The sequence below is a fragment of the Pseudomonas sp. AK106 genome, assembly GCF_053903055.1.
Genome location: NZ_CP096426.1, coordinates 5,223,275 through 5,239,766, shown reverse-complemented (window position 1 = coordinate 5,239,766; position 16,492 = coordinate 5,223,275). Strand labels below are relative to the sequence as shown.

The window sequence follows — 16,492 nt, the reverse complement described above, 5'->3', positions numbered from 1 at the left end:
AGTGAGCTTGCTCGCGATTGCGGTGTGTCAGACGGCAAATGCGTTTCTGACTTATTGCATCGCGAGCAAGCTCATTCCTACAGGGGTAATCCCCCCACTCATTTCAACGACAGGCCATCCTGGCCTGTCCCGATCAAAAACTCGGCAGCAGGTCAGCAGAAACCAGGTCGCTCAGGCAGTTGGAAGCCAGCAGCTCGATGGCGGCCTCGATATCAGGGGCGAAGAAGCGGTCTTTCTCGTAGAACGGGACTTTGCCGCGCAGCGTGGTGCGGGCGATTTCCAGTTTTTCAGAGGTCTTCAGACCGTTGCGCAAGTCCAGACCCTGACACGCAGCCAGCCATTCTACAGCCAGCACGCCGCGAGTGTTCTCCGCCATTTCCCATAACCGCTTGCCGGCGGCAGGCGCCATCGACACGTGGTCTTCCTGGTTGGCAGACGTGGGCAGGCTGTCGACGCTGTGCGGGTGGGACAGTGCCTTGTTTTCACTCGCCAGCGCTGCAGCCGTGACCTGGGCAATCATGAAACCTGAGTTCACGCCGCCGTTGGCCACCAGGAACGGCGGCAGCTGCGACATGTGCTTGTCCATCATCAGCGAGATGCGGCGTTCGCTCAGTGAGCCGATTTCAGCGATGGCCAGGGCGATGTTGTCGGCAGCCATGGCAACCGGTTCGGCGTGGAAGTTACCGCCGGAAATGACTTCACCTTCGGCTGCGAACACCAGCGGGTTGTCCGACACTGCGTTGGATTCGATCGCCAGCACTTCGGCGGCCTGACGCAGTTGGGTCAGGCAAGCGCCCATGACTTGGGGCTGGCAGCGCAGGGAGTAGGGGTCCTGAACCTTGTCGCAGTCCCGGTGGGAGTCGGAGACCTGACTGCCTTCGCCGAGCAGCTCGCGATAGGCCGCAGCCGAATCGATCTGGCCGCGCTGACCGCGAGCCGCATGAATGCGTGCATCGAACGGCGCGCGGGAGCCGAGCACGGCTTCAACGGTCAGCGCGCCGCAGCTCAGGGCACCGGCGAACAGGTCTTCGGCTTCGAACAGGCCGCGCAGCGCGTACGCCGTCGACACTTGGGTGCCGTTGAGCAGCGCCAGGCCTTCTTTGGCCGCCAGCGTCAGCGGCGTGAGCCCGGCAATCGCCAGAGCTTCCACGGCGTTCAGCCATTCGCCCTTGTGGCGTGCCTTGCCTTCGCCCAGCAGCACCAGCGACATGTGCGCCAATGGCGCGAGGTCGCCGGACGCGCCCACCGAACCCTTGAGCGGGATGTGCGGATAAACCTCGGCGTTGATCAGGGCGATCAGTGCGTCGATGACCTGACGGCGAATCCCGGAAAAGCCCCGGCTCAGGCTGTTGACCTTGAGCACCATGATCAGGCGCACCAGCTCATCGCTGATCGGCCCGCCAACGCCGGCGGCGTGGGACAGCACCAGCGAGCGCTGCAGATTTTCGAGGTCGGCGCTGGCGATGCGCGTCGAGGCCAGCAGGCCGAAACCGGTGTTGATGCCGTAGGCGGTGCGGTTTTCGGCGAGGATCTGCTCGACGCAGGCCACGCTGTCTTCGATCTGCCGATGGGCGCTGGCGTCGAGGGTCAGCGTGACGGGTCGCTGATAAATCGCGCGCAGCTGGGCGAGGCTCAACTGGCCAGGGATCAGATTCAGCGGGGTCGCCTGTTGGGTGTCGGTCACGATGCTGCTACTCCTGAATGGGTATCGGTCGTCTGCGCTGAACCGGCTCCTGCCTGTCCCGCGCGGGGGGCGCTTGCGCTGCGACCGTTGTTGTCGGTGTCGGGACTAGCGTCTGCCGCGTAGTCGCGGCAGCGCTGGAATACGGTTTCCAATGACTCTTCGTTCCTCAGCAGCGTCACGCTGCTGGCAATGTCCGGGGCCAGCCAGCGGTCTTCGTCGTAGGCCGGCACGCGTTCGCGCAGCAAACGCCAAGCCGCCTCGGTGCCGACGCCAAAGCGCGGGCCCTTGAAAAACTCGAACGCCTGGGCGGCCAGCAAATACTCGATGGCGAGGATCTGCGTCACGTTCTCCAGCACCTTGTGCAGCTTCAAGGCGGCGCTGGTGCCCATGCTCAGATGATCCTCCTGCAGGCCGGACGTCACGTAGTTATCGATGACCGCCGGTTGTGCCAGCTGGCGGTTTTCCGCGCACAGCGAGGCGGCGACGTATTGGGTGATCATCATCCCGGAATTGACCCCCGGCTGGCTGACCAGAAACGCCGGAAGCCCGCTGACTGTCGGGTTGATCAGCCGGTCCAGCCGTCGCTCGGCAATCGAGCCCAGTTCGGCCATGGCAATCGCCAACAGATCAGCGGCCATCGCCACGGACTGGCCGTGGGGGTTGGCCTGGGAAACCACCCGATACGCTTCCGGTGTGCCCAGCAGCAGCGGGTTGTCGGTGGCGGAATTCAGCTCGATCTCGATCTGCCGCGTCGCGTGGGCCAACTGGTCGCGGGTGGCGCCGTGGACCTGGGGGATAGAGCGGATGCTCAAGGCGTCCTGGGTGCGGATGCCCTGACTGTTGGCAAGCACTTCGCTGCCGGCGAGCAGACCGCGCAGGTTTTTGCCCACCTGTTGCATGCCGGGGTGCGGCTTGAGGGCGATGATGGTTTCGTCGAAGGCGTCGAGTTGCCCACGCAGGCCTTCGAAGGTCATGGCGCTGATGACATCGGCCCACTGCATCAGGCGATTCACGTCGGCAATCGCCAGGCAACTGAGGCCGGTCATGCACGGCGTGCCGTTGACCAGACACAGACCGTCCTTCGCACCCAGTTCCACCGGCGACAGGCCTTCTTCGCTGAGCGCCTGCAACGCCGACATCACTTGCCCGCGATAACTGACCTGACCCACGCCGAGCAGGGCAACGCCGATGTGCGCCATATGAGTGAGGTAACCCACCGACCCCTGGGACGGCACTTGCGGGGTGATGTGTCGATTGAGCAAGGCGAGCAAGGCCTCGACCACTTGGCGGTGAATCCCGGACTTGCCCTGGCTGTAATTGATGATCGCGGCGCAGGTGATCGCGCGGGTCTGCTCGTCTGGCAACGCCGGGCCGACGCCGCAGGCATGGCTGAGCAGCGTGTTGCGCGACAGCCGGCCGAGTTGCTCTCCCGCCAGCGACACATTGCACAGCGCGCCGAGGCCGGTGTTCACGCCATAGGCGCGCTCGCCGCTGGCAACGATGCGCTGCACGATCGCCTGGGCATTGTCGATCCGCGCCCACGCGCCTTCGGACAACGACAGCGTTGCGCCATGGCGGGCAACGGCGGTCACGTCCCGCCAACTGAGCGGGCCTTCGCCAATGATGATCTGTTCTGCTCGCGACATGACCGCAGCGTCCTTAGAGAGTCGCCACGCGCCGCTGCACGAAGCGATCGACGTAATCGTCGGCAGGCGAGTAGAGGATTTCTTTCGGTGTCCCGACCTGGATCAGCTGTCCGTCCTTGAGAATCGCGATGCGGTTGCCGATGCGCACGGCTTCGTCGAGGTCGTGGGTGATGAAAACGATGGTTTTCTTCAGGTTCGATTGCAGCTCCAGTAACTGATCCTGCATCTCGGCGCGGATCAGCGGATCGAGTGCGCTGAACGCTTCGTCCATCAGGATAATGTCGGTGTCGGCCGCCAGCGCCCGTGCCAGGCCGACACGCTGACGCATGCCGCCGGAGAGCTGATGGGGGTACTTTTTCTCGTAGCCCTTCAGGCCCACCGTGGTGATCCAGTGCTGCGCGCGTTCGGCGCATTGCGTTTTGCTCTCGCCACGAATGGTCAGGCCGTAGGCGACGTTGTCGATCACGGTCTTGTGCGGCAGCAGGCCGAAGCTCTGGAACACCATGCTGATCTTGTGTCGACGGAAGTTGCGCAGCGCTTCCATGTCGTAGGTCAGGATGTTTTCGCCATCGACCAGAATCTCGCCGCTGGTGGGGTCGATCAGGCGGTTGAAGTGGCGCACCAGGGTCGATTTGCCGGAGCCCGACAGGCCCATGATCACGAAAATCTCGCCGCTGGAGATAGACAGCGACAGGTCGTTCACGCCGACCACACAGCCTGTCTGCGCCAGGACCTGATCCTTGCTCTGGTTGTTCTGAACCATCGCCAGGGCATCCTTGGCGCGGTTGCCGAAGATCTTGTAGACGTTCTTGACGACGATCTTGCCGCCCGTGTTCTCTGGAACGCCTGTGTTCGCTGGATTGCCCGAGCTCGCTGGATTGATAGTCTCGACGCTCATTTGTTCGCCTCATGCCGTGGACGGCCGTAGGCCTGCGTAATACGGTCGATCACGACCGCCAGAATGACGATGGCCAGGCCCGCTTCCAGGCCGCGTCCGACGTTGAGGGTCTGAATGCCGACCAGCACGTCTTCGCCCAGCCCGCGAGCACCGATCATCGAGGCGATCACCACCATCGACAGCGCCATCATCGTGGTCTGGTTGATCCCGGCCATGATGCTTGGCAGGGCCAGCGGCAGTTGCACGCCGAACAGTTGCTGCCAACGGTTGGCGCCGAAGGCGTTGATCGCTTCCATGACCTCGCCATCGACCTGACGAATGCCCAGATCGGTCAGGCGAATCAGCGGCGGCGCGGCGTAGATGACCGTGGCGAAGATCGCCGGGACCTTGCCCAGACCGAACAGCATCAGCACCGGAATCAGGTACACGAAGCTGGGCATGGTCTGCATGATGTCCAGCAGCGGCATCAGTATCGAGCGCAGGCGATTGCTGCGCGCCGACAGAATGCCGAGCGGTATGCCGATAATCACCGAGATCAGCGTGGCGACCAGCATCAGCGCCAGGGTCTGCATCAGCTTGTCCCACAGGCCAACGGCACCGACCAGAAACAGCAGGCCGACGATGACCACCGTGGTGGTGATCTTGCGGGTCGCGTGCCAGGCGATCAGGCCGACGATGGCCAGCAGCAGCCACCACGGCGCAACGCGCAGCAGGCCTTCGAGCTTGACGATGGCCCACAGCAGCGTGTCGGAGATGTGCCGGAACACGTCGCCGTAGTTGGTGACCAGCTTGTCGACCCAGTCATTGACCCAGTCGGCGATGGAGAACGTGAAGCTTTCGGGGAACATATCGTTATCTCGATGTTTAGAGTGGCGGCCTGGTTCATGTAGGAGCGTGGCTTGTCCCGCGATCTGTCGCGAAGCGGCAGCAAAATCAAACCCTGCGGTGTGTCTGACATACCGCGTTCGGCTTATCTACGACCGGTTCCCGGCCGCTCGCGGGACAAGCCACGCTCCTACAGACAGCGGTGCCTGTCAGAGAGAGGCATCCACCTTCTTCGCCGCATCCTCGCTCACCCACTGATGCCAGACTTCCGGGTGCTCCTTGAGGAAGATTTTCGCCAGCTTCGGCGACTCGATGCGCTCTTTGGTCATGCGCGCCAGATTCTGGTTGAGCAGGTCGATCGGGATGTTGACCTTCTCCATCACCGACACCAGTTCAGGCGCCTGTTCGTGGAACGCCTTGGACAGGCCGACCTTGATCTCGATGGTCTTGTTCACGCCGGCTTTCTCGTCCAGACGCACCATGTCCACCTGGCCCATCAGCGGGGTCGGCGACCAGTAGTACGCCAGGATCGGCTCGCCACGCTTGTAGCTGGACAGAATCGCCGCATCCAGCGCCGGGCCGGTGCCTGGGCGGAAGTTGGTGTATTTGCTTTCCAGGCCATAGCTCTTCAGCATTTCGCTGTTTTCCAGCTCGCAGGTCCAGCCGGCCGGGCAGTTATAGAAACGGCCTTTTTCCGGCTCTTCGGCGTCCTTGAACAGGGCTGCGTATTTGCCCAGATCGGCGATGGACTTGAGGTCCGGTGCCTTGGCTTCCAGCTTGCGCTTGGCGTCGCCTTCGATCACGTAGCGCGGCACGTACCAGCCTTCCACCGCACCCTTGACCGGCGAACCGACGCCGACCACTTTGCCGGCGGCTTCAGCCTTGTTCCAGACTTCGCTGCGGCCGACCCACTCTTCGGCAAACACTTGAATATCGTTGGTGCTCAGGGCGTTTTCCATGGTGATGGAGTTGCCCGGCAGGCTGTCCACTTCGCATCCATAACCCTTGTTCAGCACCACTTGCAGCACATCGGTCAGCAGCATTGCGCTTTCCCAGTTCAGGCCGGCGAATTTCACCGGCTTGCCGGACTCGCACCATCCCGCCGCCTGACTGGCGCCACTGGCGAGCACGCCCGCGGTGAGCAACGTGGATAGCAGGGCCTTTTTCGTGTTCATTGAGTGACGCTCCGGTCTTGTAGTGGATGACGGCAGTAACGAAAACAGATGGCTTCCAGCCAAGGGGAGAGGCACTTGGCGGCCTCGTCCCGCTTCTCTCTCCAGCATGCCTCCTGCAACAGACGTGCAGGACGAACGGTCAGTTCACCGCCACGTGCGCAGGGGCAGCGGCGCGACTTGCCTGAGGTGCCCCCGAATCCGTCGGCAGGATCAAGCGATCGGCCACGTTGCCCGGCCACCTCTTCGCCGCCCCGTAGTACAGCACAGCCGGCACGATGAGGCCGATGATCCACGAGATGTCGGTGTCATCGAGGCTCGCCACCAGTGGCCCGGTGTAGAAATGCGTGGAGATGAACGGCATCTGAATCAGCACGCCCAGCACGTAAATCCCGATGCCCATCCCGTTCCAGCGACCGTAGCGACCGTTCGGGTCCGAGAGCGCCGGGATGTCGTAGCGTTCTTTGGTGATGCAGTAGAAATCCACCAGATTGATCGCGCTCCACGGCGTGAAGAACGCCAGCAGAAACAGGATGAAGGCCGAGAAGTCCTTGAGGAACGAGTCCTTGCCCAGCAGCGCCAGGGCCGTCGCGATACCGACCATGGCGAAGATGTACGTCAGCCGCAGCGCGCTGGAGATGTGCCGATTGCCACGGAAGCCGCTGACGATGGTGGCGATGGACATGAAGCTGCCGTAGGCGTTGAGCGTGGTGATGGTCACCTTGCCGAACGCGATGCTGAAATACAGCGCTGCTGCGACCACGCCGGTCCCGCCGAGGCCGACGATGAACGAGACCTCGTGATGGGCGAAGTTTTTGCCGGCCAGCGCCGCCGCGAACACGCCGAACACCATCGACGCCTGCGCGCCGATCACCGACCCCAGACCTACCGCCCAGAATGTTTTGCCGGCTGAGGTGCTACGCGGCAGATAGCGCGAGTAGTCCGCGACGTAAGGGCCAAAGGCGATCTGCCAGGACGCCGACAGGGAAATCGCCAGCAGGAAGCTGCTCAGCGAGAAGTGCTTATTGCCCAACAGCGCGCCGACGTCGTTGCCCGCCAGCAGTGCGGCGAACAGGTAGACGAACGCGATCACGCCAATGAGGCTGGCGACCCGGCCGATCAGGTGGATGACCCGGTAGCCCAGAATGGTCAGTACCACGATGGCCGCCGCGAATATCACCACGCCTTGCCAGTCCGGCACGTTGATCAGTTGTGCCACCGCCTGGCCCGCGAGCAGCGAGCCGCTGGCGGAAAAACCGATGTACATCAGGCACACCAGCACCAGCGGAATCACCGCGCCATAAACGCCGAACTGTACCCGGCTGGAAATCATCTGCGGCAGACCGAGCTTCGGGCCCTGTGCTGCATGGAGTGCCATCACGCCACCGCCGATGAGTTGCCCGATGAACAGCCCGATCAGCGACCAGAACACATCGCCGCCCAGCACCACGGCCAGCGCCCCGGTGACAATCGCGGTGATTTGCAGGTTGGCGCCCAGCCAGAGGGTGAACTGACTGAACAGACGGCCGTGTCGTTCGGCATCAGGGATGTAATCGATCGAACGCCGCTCGATCACGGAAGCAGGTGCAGCACGATCATCTGGAACAGCCATCTCAAACATCCCCGAAACAGTTCTGGAAGCGCTAGTCGTCAGGCACATTTCTGCGCGGATCTGTGGGGGCGAGCTTGCTCGCGAAGGGGCCGGTACATCCGCAGCATCAACTGCGTCTGGGCCTCACCATTCGCGAACAAGCTCGCTCCCACAGGGTTCAGCGCGATGGCCACTGAAGTATCAGATCATCGGCAGGTTCAGGCCCTGCTCTTTGGCGCAGTCGATCGCAATTTGATACCCGGCATCGGCATGACGCATCACGCCGGTGGCCGGGTCGTTGTGCAGGACGCGGGCGATGCGTTCGGCAGCTTCGTCGGTGCCGTCGCAGACGATGACCATGCCCGAGTGCTGCGAGAAGCCCATGCCGACGCCGCCGCCGTGGTGCAGCGAGACCCAGGTCGCGCCGCTCGCGGTATTGAGCAGCGCGTTGAGCAGCGGCCAGTCGGACACGGCGTCGGAGCCGTCCTGCATTGATTCGGTCTCGCGGTTCGGGCTGGCGACGGAGCCGGAGTCCAGGTGATCACGGCCGATCACCACCGGCGCCGACAGCTCGCCGCTGCGGACCATTTCGTTGAAGGCCAGGCCCAGCTTGGCGCGCTGACCCAGGCCGACCCAGCAGATACGTGCCGGCAGACCCTGGAAGCTGATGCGCTCACGGGCCATGTTCAGCCAGTTGTGCAGGTGCGCGTCGTCCGGGATCAGCTCTTTGACTTTGGCGTCGGTCTTGTAGATGTCTTCAGGGTTGCCCGACAGCGCGGCCCAGCGGAACGGACCTACGCCACGGCAGAACAACGGGCGAATGTACGCGGGGACGAAACCGGGGAAGTCGAAGGCATGGGTCACGCCGACTTCCTTGGCCATCTGACGGATGTTGTTGCCGTAATCGAACGTCGGCACGCCCATTTTCTGGAACGCCAGCATGGCTTCGACGTGCTCGGCCATGGATTGCTTGGCGGCCTTGACCACGGCGGCAGGCTCGGTGGCGGCGCGCTCGCGGTACTGCTCCCAGGTCCAGCCTTTTGGCAGGTAGCCGTTGAGGGGGTCGTGGGCGCTGGTCTGGTCGGTGACCATGTCCGGGCGTACGCCACGGCGGACCATTTCCGGCAGGATCTCTGCCGCGTTGCCGCACAGGGCGATGGAGATCGCCTTGCCTTCGGACGTGTATTTGGCGATACGGGCCAGCGCGTCGTCCAGGTCAGTGGCCTGTTCGTCGACGTAGCGGGTCTTGAGGCGGAAATCGATGCGGCTCTGCTGGCACTCGATGTTCAGCGAGCACGCGCCCGCCATGCCGGCGGCCAGTGGCTGCGCGCCGCCCATGCCGCCCAGTCCTGCGGTCAGTACCCAGCGGCCTTTCAGGTTGCCGTCGTAATGCTGGCGACCGGCTTCGACGAAGGTTTCGTAGGTGCCTTGGACGATGCCCTGGCTGCCAATGTAGATCCAGCTGCCGGCGGTCATCTGGCCGTACATCGCCAGGCCTTTAGCATCCAGTTCGTTGAAGTGCTCCCAGCTCGCCCAGTGCGGCACCAGGTTGGAGTTGGCGATCAGCACGCGGGGCGCGTTGCTGTGGGTCTTGAACACGCCGACCGGTTTGCCGGACTGCACCAGCAGGGTTTCGTCGTCGTTCAGGTTCGTCAGGCTCTCGACGATCTTGTCGTAGCACTCCCAGTTGCGCGCTGCTCGACCGATACCGCCGTAGACCACCAGTTCGTTCGGGTTCTCGGCGACTTCCGGGTCGAGGTTGTTCATCAACATCCGCAACGGCGCCTCGGTCATCCAGCTCTTGGCGGTCAGTTGCGTGCCACGGGCTGCGCGGATTTCCACATCGCGGCGTTTGGTCCATTGCTGAGCAGGGGTGTTGTGGTCAGTAGTCACTTAACAGTCCTCGATGATCGATCCGGCCTGGACGCGGGAGTCCGTGACGAACGTGGGAATAAGGTTCTGCATGAGTGCTGCCGTTGTAATCCTAACCGGCTGGGAACAGCTTTTATCGACTCACGCTTACTTGTACATACAAGCATATGCAACCAAGAGGCCAACGTTGCTTTTGCGGGCGCAGAAATCCCGCCGGCCCGCATTGCTGCGCGCTTGCCAAGGTTTCAGCCGTGCGAAGGCCTACGGATGCAAGGAAGGTGAAAAGAAGGGAATTGTTACTTTTCGGTGCGAACGCCCCAGCTCAGTGCATGACTGGGGTAACAGAAGAGTTATTTGCGGAGCTACTGACCTGTGGGAGCGAGCTTGCTCGCGAAGCGGTTGATACATCCGCAAAATCTCCTGCTGATGTACTGCCATCTTCTTGAGCAAACTCACTCCCACAGGGCCAGTGTCTGCGGCGCGATACCGTTGTGTCTGGACTCAATCAGCGCTGGGCCAGCTTGCTGCGCAACAGCCATACCCCGGCAAGCGCCGACGCGATCGAGCCCAGCAACACGCCCACTTTCACTTCATCGATCAGATGCGCTGCGCCCGGGAAGGCCAGGTTGCCGATGAACAGACTCATGGTGAACCCGATCCCGCAGAGCAGGGCCACGCCATACAGCTGGGGCCAGTTGCTGCCTTCCGGCAGCGTCGCCAGCCCGGACCGGATCGCCAGCACCGCGGCGAGGAACACGCCGATCTGCTTGCCGACAAACAGCCCCAGCGCCACACCCAGCGGCACCGGGTCGACCAGATTGCCGAGAGTAATGCCCGACAGGGACACGCCCGCATTGGCAAATCCAAAAATCGGCACCACCGCGAACGCCACCCAGTAGTGCATTTTCTCTTCAAGAAACAGCAGCGGCGAGCGGGCTTCTTCCTTGGGCGTGCCCAGCGGAATGCACAGCGCCAGGGCTACACCGGCCAACGTTGCATGCACGCCTGACTGCAGCACAAAGAACCACAACAACAGGCCGAGCAGCAGGTATGGCAGCAATCGCTGCACGCCCATGCGGTTCATGATCACCAGCACGGCCAGCGTCGCGAAGGAGGCGCCCAGCATCGGCATGTTCAGGCCGGTGCTGTAGAACAGCGCGATGATGGTGACGGCGCCCAGGTCATCGAGAATCGCCAGCGCGGCCAGAAACACCTTCAGCGACGTCGGCACCCGCTTGCCCAGCAACGACAGCACGCCAAGGGCGAAGGCGATGTCAGTGGCCGCCGGGATCGCCCAGCCGCTCATGGTTTCGGCGTTGCCCATGTTGACGCCGATGTAGATCAGCGCCGGCACCAGCATGCCGCCCGCTGCCGCGAAACCGGGCAGCGCACGCTGACCCCAACTGGCGAGACCGCCGGCCAATACTTCGCGTTTGATTTCCAGGCCGACCATCAGAAAGAAGATCGCCATCAGCCCGTCGTTGATCCACAGCTCGATCGACAACCCGCCCCAGACACTGTGCAGTGCGGCGAAATACGAGGGGGCGAGGGGGGAGTTTGCGACGATGATCGCGGCGAGGGCGGCGCCCATCAGCACAAGGCCGCCTGCCGACTCCGATGCAAGGAAACTGGCAAGAATGGCGAGGGCTCGTGGGCTTTCTTTATTGTCGTTGAGCATCGTCATGGTCGTCCTTGTGCTGGCGAAAAAAAACGCAATCTAACACAGGGACGGCTGGACTCAGACGCGCGACAGCTCGATCACGCACACGCGGCTGGGGCGCGGGGCGTAGAGCACCGCTTCCACGAGCGCGCCCGGGGCGTTCTCCAATTGTAAGCAGTCATGTTTTTCGAGCATTTGCGGGGGGTGCTCGCCGATATTGGCGGCCATCTGCTCGGCGGTGCTGAACACCACGAACACGTCAGCGGAACTGAAAAACCGCTGGGGCTGCATCACGTCGATCCACTGCAGGCGCGCGCGGTAACGGGCTGGCGAATAGATCAGGTTGAAGTCGCGGATCGGGCCGTCGAGCAGCGTGCACGACACCGCGCTGTCGCCGCTGAACGCGAACGGATCGGACGGCAGCAGTGGCTCGCTGTCCTTTCCATCGATAGTCATCGTCATGCCTGCACCTTGCAGCACGGTGATGATGCGCTGATAACCGAAGAACACCGAAAAGCCGCCCGACTCGGCAATGTCGGCAATCGACAGCCGCCAGCCGAAACCTTCCAGGCCTTCGCCGGCATCGCGGGTGATTTCCTCGGTGCTGCCGCCGCCGTTTTTCCAGGGCATTCGCGGGTAGTCCGCAGCGCGCAGAACAGTCAGTTGAGTCATTTGCTGAAGCGTCCTTCCAGGCGGTGGCGTGAGCCGGGATGAATCAGGCGGGCAGCAGTCACCGGCTGGCGCCCGGACCAGGTGCGCCGACGCACCAGCAGGCACGGTTCGCCCTTCTCGATCTGCAGCAATTTACACTCGTCAGGCTCGGCGAGAATCGCCTCGACCACGTGCTCGCCTTCGGTCAGCGGCGCGACCTGGGAGAGGTAGGCGTAGGGCGTTTGTTGGGTGAAGTCCTGCTGCAGGTAGTCCGGCGCGACGAGGGCGTTGACGAAACGGTCTTCGATTTGCACGGGAATATCGTTTTCGAAATGCACGATCAGCGAGTGAAACACGCGCTGGCCTTCACGCATGTCGAGCGCCAGCGCGCGTTCGGAACCGGCGGCTTCTTCGGTGAGAATGATGACCTGGCAGGTGTGGACATGTCCGCGAGCGGCGATCTCATCGGCAATGTTATGCACTTCGAACAGCGCGGATTGAGTCTTGGGCTCGGCGACGAACGTACCGACGCCTTGCATGCGCACCAACATCCCTTCGGCGGTCATCTCGCGCAGGGCGCGATTGATCGTCATGCGGCTGAAGCCCAGTTGCGTCACCAGTTCGCTCTCGGACGGCACGCGGTGGTGCGGCGGCCAGGTGCCGTTCTGAATCTGCTGGGTGATCATGTGCTTCACCCTGGCGTACAGCGGCGCCGGACTGTCACCCATCTGGGAAGCCAGCGGCAAATTGGCAGGCGGAGTCGGCACAGAGAAATCCTTGTTATGGCGTTATTCAGGCGAGAGAGGTTACAGCGTCCACGCTAACCATTAACACGTGTGCCGACAAGCGCGGCGCAGTTTACCGGCCATGTAAACGTCTGTATATGTATAGACAATTTCACGCAAGGGGTGCCGAGTCATGTCCGTTTTCTTTGCCGAACGCGCGTTGTTGCCCACCGGCTGGGCCAGCAACGTACGTTTCGAGGTCGGTGCCGATGGCCTGCTGAGCCAGGTGCAGACCGACGCCGAACGTGGTGACGCCGAGTGGCTCAACGGGCCGGTCGTGCCGGGCATGCCCAACCTGCACTCCCACGCTTTTCAACGCGCCATGGCCGGTCTGGCAGAAGTGGCCGGCAATCCCAATGACAGTTTCTGGACCTGGCGCGACCTGATGTATCGCCTCGTCGGGCAGATCAGTCCCCGGCAGCTCGGCGTGATCGCGCGGCAGCTGTACATCGAGATGCTCAAGGGCGGTTTTACCTCGGTCGCGGAGTTTCACTACGTCCATCAGGACACCAGCGGCAAGCCCTACGCCGACCCCGCCGAGCTGGCGCTGCAGGTCAGTCAGGCGGCGAGTTCGGTCGGCATCGGTATGACCTTGCTGCCGGTGCTCTACAGCCACTCGGGGTTTGGCGGCCTGACGCCGAACGAGGGGCAGCGCCGGTTCATCAACAGCACCGACAGCTACCTGGATTTGCAGTCCCGCCTGAAGCCCGTCATCGCCGCGCAACCCGCCCAGGCGCTGGGGCTGTGCTTTCATTCGCTGCGCGCCGTGACGCCGCAGCAGATCAGCGACGTAACCGCCGCCAGCGACCGCCATTGCCCGATCCATATCCATATCGCCGAGCAGCAAAAGGAAGTCGACGATTGCCTGAGCTGGAGCGGTCGCCGGCCATTGCAATGGCTGTACGAAAACGTCGAGGTCGATGGGCGCTGGTGCCTGGTTCATGCGACCCATGCCCAGCCGGACGAAGTGGCGTTGATGGCGAAAAGTCGTGCGATCGCGGGGCTGTGCCTGACCACCGAGGCAAATCTGGGCGACGGGATATTCCCGGCGGTGGATTACATCGCACAAGGCGGGCGTTGGGGCATTGGTTCCGACAGTCATGTGTCGCTGAGCGTGGTCGAAGAGTTGCGCTGGCTGGAATACGGTCAGCGTCTGCGCGATCAGCGTCGTAATCGTCTGTACCGGCCGGATCAGCCGATGGTCGGACGTACGCTGTACGACGCGGCGCTGGTGGGCGGTGCGCAGGCGATGGGGCAACCGGTGGGCGCGTTGGAAGTGGGCAAGCGTGCGGACTGGCTGGTGCTCGACGGCAACGATCCTTATCTGGCAACCGCCTCCGGTGATGGCATTCTCAATCGCTGGCTGTTCGCCGGAAGTGATCGTCAGATCAGGGATGTGATGGTCAATGGCCGCTGGGTGATCCGCGACGGCCATCATGCCGATGAAGGGCAGAGCAGCCGTGCGTTCGCTCAGGTGTTGCGGGAGTTGCTGGGCTGAGTCAGTCCGCAGCCTTGCCTACTTTCGAATCCGCTACCCGCCAGATCAGCTTGGTCGTGTCGTAACCCTGTTGCTGCGCTTTCATCAGCAGGTCGTTGCGCACCCCATCCGGCACGTGAGGCGTGCGCGACAGCAGCCACAGGAACTTGCGGCTCGGGCTGCCCACCAGCGCCACTGTGTAGTCGGGGCTCACGTACAGCACCCAGTAATCGCCCTTCGCCACGCCCGGGAAGAGGTTCGAGAACCAGTTATCGAACACGACCCACAGCTTGTCAGTCTTGCCCTGAATCTGCGGTGAAGCGGTCCCCGTTGCCTGCTCCCACTTGCCCTCCATGGTGCGGCAACGGTTGGTGACGGCAATGTTCCCGTCAGCCTTCAGCGTGTAGTGCGCTTCAGACTGCGCACAGTTGCGCTGGAAGAACATCGGCAGCCGCGCCACCTCGTACCAGGTGCCTTGATAACGCTTGAGATCGACATGATCAACCGTCTTCGGCGCCATGGATTCGCTTTCAGGCTTGACCGCACAGCCAGCCAGCCAAACTGCCGCTATCGCCACGGCGCCGAGCTTCAGTGCCTGACGAATATTCATTCAAGCCCCTGCGCTGAGAACAGTACGACCTTGTCGGCGGCGTACTGGACGCTGATGAACGTCTTCGCATCGCCCCACGTGCAGCTGGACATCCCCAACGCGCCGGAGCACTCGGTTGGACTGCCGAGCAATTGCTCGACCTGCGCCTTGGGCATGCCGGCCGAGATTTTCGAATAATTTTCCTGAGTCACTTTGCTGCAGGCCGCCAGCAATACGCAGAACGACAACACCGCGAGAGTGCGCAAAGACATGAGATGAACTCCTGAATCGAGGGAGAGAGCAGCGTCGCAGCGCCGACCTGATGCCGCAAGCTTAGAAGAAAAAAGGGGAGGACGGCTTCCGAAGGGAGAGGATTTCCTGCTCGTTCGGGCAACCGCGCGTTCGCGCGGCAAACACAAAGCCTGTGGGAATGACCGAGGTGGCGCTCCCACACAAGCGGCTGCAGCTCTCAGAAAAATGGCCGCCAAAGGCGGCCATTCAGAACCTTATTCCTTGTGATACGCCGTTGCGCGTTCCACTTCTTCTTTCGAACCCAGGAACACAGCAACACGCTGGTGCAGGCCTTCGGGCTGAATGTCGAGGATGCGCTGATGGCCGTCGGTCGACGCGCCGCCGGCTTGTTCAACCAGGAACGACATCGGGTTGGCTTCGTACATCAGGCGCAGCTTGCCCGGCTTGGAAGGCTCGCGGGAATCGCGCGGGTACATGAACAGACCGCCACGGGTCAGGATGCGGTGGACGTCGCCCACCATCGCCGCGACCCAACGCATGTTGTAGTTCTTTTTCAGCGGGCCGTCTTCGCCCGCCAGCAGCTCTTCGACGTAGCGCTTGACCGGGGCTTCCCAGTGACGCTGATTGGACATGTTGACCGCGAATTCCTGAGTGGACTCCGGGATCTTGATGTCTTCGTGGCTGAGGACAAAGCTGCCCATCTCACGGTCCAGGGTGAAGCCTTTGACGCCGTCACCCAGGGTCAGCACCAGCATGGTCTGCGGGCCATAGATGGCGTAACCGGCGGCGACTTGCTGAGTGCCAGGCTGCAGAAACGCCTTCTCGTTCAGCGCTTCGTTCTGGCTCAGGTACTCGTTCGGGCAACGCAGCACCGAGAAGATCGTGCCGACCGGCGCGTTGATGTCGATGTTGGACGAGCCGTCCAGTGGGTCGAACACCAGCAGGTAGGCGCCTTTCGGGTATTTGCCGGGGATCTGGTAGGCGTTGTCCATTTCTTCGGACGCCATGCCCGCCAGGTGACCACCCCATTCGTTGGCTTCGAGCAGAATCTCGTTGGACATCACGTCCAGTTTCTTCTGCACTTCACCCTGCACGTTCTCAGTGCCCATGCTGCCAAGCACGCCGCCCAGGGCGCCTTTGGATACCGCGTGGCTGATCTCTTTGCACGCGCGCGCCACGACTTCAATCAGAAAGCGCAGATCGGCAGGGGTGTTGTTGGTGCGGGTCTGCTCGATCAGATAACGACTCAAGGTAACGCGGGACATGGAGAGCTCCGAAATGGGGGATAAAAACGCGCACAGTCTAGCGTGAGCGGAAATTTAATACTGCCTGTCAGACCGGGTAGGTAGTGATTCAGTTCACGGGCTACATCCTGGTGGGACCGGCTTTA

Annotated in this window: 14 protein-coding genes; 1 reads left to right on the top strand and 13 read right to left on the bottom strand. The window is 62.4% G+C overall.

Annotated features, from left to right (window positions below; genetic code table 11):
* Window positions 1–133: 133 nt before the first annotated feature.
* From hutH (M1E04_RS22910) to hutC, 10 genes are all read right to left on the bottom strand, one after another.
* Window positions 134–1,684: a histidine ammonia-lyase gene (gene hutH / locus M1E04_RS22910; protein ID WP_446731116.1), complete on the bottom strand. Its 1,551-nt coding sequence runs from the start codon at window positions 1,682–1,684 to the stop codon at window positions 134–136.
* Window positions 1,681–3,330 (bottom strand): histidine ammonia-lyase, encoded by a 1,650-nt coding sequence (hutH, locus tag M1E04_RS22905; RefSeq protein WP_456292093.1) that lies wholly within the window; start codon window positions 3,328–3,330, stop codon window positions 1,681–1,683. Before hutH (M1E04_RS22905) ends, hutH (M1E04_RS22910) begins: the two co-directional genes overlap by 4 nt.
* Window positions 3,331–3,343: 13 nt before the next feature.
* A complete protein-coding gene (locus tag M1E04_RS22900; RefSeq protein WP_244656901.1) occupies window positions 3,344–4,228 on the bottom strand; it encodes a quaternary amine ABC transporter ATP-binding protein in 885 nt (294 codons plus the stop codon).
* Window positions 4,225–5,076 (bottom strand): ABC transporter permease, encoded by an 852-nt coding sequence (locus tag M1E04_RS22895; RefSeq protein ID WP_192130864.1) that lies wholly within the window; start codon window positions 5,074–5,076, stop codon window positions 4,225–4,227. The genes M1E04_RS22900 and M1E04_RS22895 overlap by 4 nt, the downstream gene beginning before the upstream one ends.
* A 186-nt stretch (window positions 5,077–5,262) precedes the next feature.
* Window positions 5,263–6,228, bottom strand: a complete 966-nt coding sequence (locus M1E04_RS22890) for an ABC transporter substrate-binding protein (protein ID WP_369318314.1) — start codon at window positions 6,226–6,228, stop codon at window positions 5,263–5,265.
* Between the two features lie 139 nt (window positions 6,229–6,367).
* The gene (locus tag M1E04_RS22885) at window positions 6,368–7,837 is read right to left on the bottom strand and encodes a purine-cytosine permease family protein (RefSeq protein WP_456292092.1); all 1,470 of its coding nucleotides are present in this window, start codon (window positions 7,835–7,837) and stop codon (window positions 6,368–6,370) included.
* Between the two features lie 180 nt (window positions 7,838–8,017).
* Window positions 8,018–9,709, bottom strand: coding sequence for a urocanate hydratase (gene hutU / locus M1E04_RS22880; protein ID WP_456292091.1), 1,692 nt, complete (start codon window positions 9,707–9,709; stop codon window positions 8,018–8,020).
* Window positions 9,710–10,193: 484 nt separating this feature from the next.
* Window positions 10,194–11,366: a Na+/H+ antiporter NhaA gene (gene nhaA, locus M1E04_RS22875; protein ID WP_456293230.1), complete on the bottom strand. Its 1,173-nt coding sequence runs from the start codon at window positions 11,364–11,366 to the stop codon at window positions 10,194–10,196.
* A gap of 60 nt (window positions 11,367–11,426) precedes the next feature.
* On the bottom strand, window positions 11,427–12,020 hold the full coding sequence (locus M1E04_RS22870) for a HutD/Ves family protein (RefSeq protein ID WP_456292090.1): 594 nt from the start codon (window positions 12,018–12,020) through the stop codon (window positions 11,427–11,429).
* Window positions 12,017–12,727 carry a histidine utilization repressor gene (hutC, locus tag M1E04_RS22865; RefSeq protein WP_167355769.1) on the bottom strand — a complete coding sequence of 237 codons (711 nt, stop codon included), beginning with the start codon at window positions 12,725–12,727 and terminating at the stop codon, window positions 12,017–12,019. The genes M1E04_RS22870 and hutC overlap by 4 nt, the downstream gene beginning before the upstream one ends.
* A gap of 190 nt (window positions 12,728–12,917) precedes the next feature.
* Between hutC and M1E04_RS22860 the strand changes: the two genes are divergently transcribed.
* Entirely contained in the window at window positions 12,918–14,282 is a 1,365-nt protein-coding gene (locus M1E04_RS22860; RefSeq protein WP_369318317.1) for a formimidoylglutamate deiminase, read from the top strand.
* A 1-nt stretch (window position 14,283) separates the two neighbouring features.
* Here the strand turns inward: M1E04_RS22860 and M1E04_RS22855 are convergent, their stop codons facing one another.
* The 3 genes from M1E04_RS22855 to M1E04_RS22845 all read right to left on the bottom strand — a co-directional run bounded on the left by M1E04_RS22855 (window position 14,284) and on the right by M1E04_RS22845 (window position 16,367).
* Complete coding sequence (locus tag M1E04_RS22855; RefSeq protein WP_410928146.1) at window positions 14,284–14,871, bottom strand: lipocalin family protein; 588 nt, start codon at window positions 14,869–14,871, stop codon at window positions 14,284–14,286.
* On the bottom strand, window positions 14,868–15,122 hold the full coding sequence (gene bamE, locus M1E04_RS22850) for an outer membrane protein assembly factor BamE domain-containing protein (protein WP_192171240.1): 255 nt from the start codon (window positions 15,120–15,122) through the stop codon (window positions 14,868–14,870). The genes M1E04_RS22855 and bamE overlap by 4 nt, the downstream gene beginning before the upstream one ends.
* 234 nt (window positions 15,123–15,356) lie before the next feature.
* Window positions 15,357–16,367, bottom strand: coding sequence for a class 1 fructose-bisphosphatase (locus M1E04_RS22845; RefSeq protein WP_065986681.1), 1,011 nt, complete (start codon window positions 16,365–16,367; stop codon window positions 15,357–15,359).
* Window positions 16,368–16,492 lie beyond the last annotated feature (125 nt).

Coding starts and splice junctions, on each gene's coding strand:
- M1E04_RS22860 (WP_369318317.1), top strand. CDS start 12,918: ATGTCCGTTTTCTTTGCCGAACGCGCGTTGTTGCCCACCGGCTGGGCC.
- bamE (WP_192171240.1), bottom strand. CDS start 15,122: ATGTCTTTGCGCACTCTCGCGGTGTTGTCGTTCTGCGTATTGCTGGCG.
- M1E04_RS22855 (WP_410928146.1), bottom strand. CDS start 14,871: ATGAATATTCGTCAGGCACTGAAGCTCGGCGCCGTGGCGATAGCGGCA.
- hutC (WP_167355769.1), bottom strand. CDS start 12,727: ATGGGTGACAGTCCGGCGCCGCTGTACGCCAGGGTGAAGCACATGATC.
- nhaA (WP_456293230.1), bottom strand. CDS start 11,366: ATGCTCAACGACAATAAAGAAAGCCCACGAGCCCTCGCCATTCTTGCC.
- M1E04_RS22895 (WP_192130864.1), bottom strand. CDS start 5,076: ATGTTCCCCGAAAGCTTCACGTTCTCCATCGCCGACTGGGTCAATGAC.
- M1E04_RS22885 (WP_456292092.1), bottom strand. CDS start 7,837: ATGGCTGTTCCAGATGATCGTGCTGCACCTGCTTCCGTGATCGAGCGG.
- M1E04_RS22845 (WP_065986681.1), bottom strand. CDS start 16,367: ATGTCCCGCGTTACCTTGAGTCGTTATCTGATCGAGCAGACCCGCACC.
- hutH (WP_456292093.1), bottom strand. CDS start 3,330: ATGTCGCGAGCAGAACAGATCATCATTGGCGAAGGCCCGCTCAGTTGG.
- M1E04_RS22900 (WP_244656901.1), bottom strand. CDS start 4,228: ATGAGCGTCGAGACTATCAATCCAGCGAGCTCGGGCAATCCAGCGAAC.
- M1E04_RS22890 (WP_369318314.1), bottom strand. CDS start 6,228: ATGAACACGAAAAAGGCCCTGCTATCCACGTTGCTCACCGCGGGCGTG.
- M1E04_RS22870 (WP_456292090.1), bottom strand. CDS start 12,020: ATGACTCAACTGACTGTTCTGCGCGCTGCGGACTACCCGCGAATGCCC.